The organism is Amycolatopsis thailandensis (assembly GCF_002234405.1).
In the GTDB taxonomy this organism is placed as follows: domain Bacteria; phylum Actinomycetota; class Actinomycetes; order Mycobacteriales; family Pseudonocardiaceae; genus Amycolatopsis; species Amycolatopsis thailandensis.
In genome coordinates, this window is sequence record NZ_NMQT01000294.1 from 1 (window position 1) to 514 (window position 514).

Annotated in this window: 1 protein-coding gene; it reads right to left on the reverse strand. The window is 73.3% G+C overall.

Going from position 1 to position 514, the window contains the following annotated elements; all coding sequences use genetic code 11:
• A partial coding sequence (gene modB, locus CFP71_RS42420; RefSeq protein WP_093939454.1) for a molybdate ABC transporter permease subunit occupies positions 1-514 on the reverse strand: 514 nt, incomplete at both ends.

Consider the following 514-nt stretch of genomic DNA (forward strand, 5'->3'; position numbering starts at 1 on the left):
GCAACGCGAGCGCCACGGCGCTGTCGACGTCGACCTCGGCCTGCGTGTAGACCTCCAGCGGCAACGTCCGGGTGACGCCTTCCAGGCTGCCGGCGAAGGTGATCGTCGCGCCGAACTCGCCCAGCGCCCGCGCGAAGCTCAGCACGATGCCCGAACCGAGCGCGGGCAGCAGCAGCGGCAGCGTGACCCGGCGGAACACCGTCCACGGCTTGGCGCCCAGGGTCGACGCGACCCGTTCGTACCGGTCACCGGCACCCCGCAGCGCCCCTTCGAGGCTGACCACCAGGAACGGCATCGCGACGAACGTCTGCGCGATGACCACCGCGGCCGTGGTGAACGGCACCTGCTCACCGGTCAGCGCGGTCACCAGGACGCCCAGGAAACCCTTGCGGCCCAGCAGGTACAGCAGCGCCAGCCCGCCGACCACCGGCGGCAGGACCAGCGGCAACAGCACCACCGCGCGCAGCACGCGGACACCGCGCGCCCCCGACCGCGCGAGCACCACGGCGAGCGG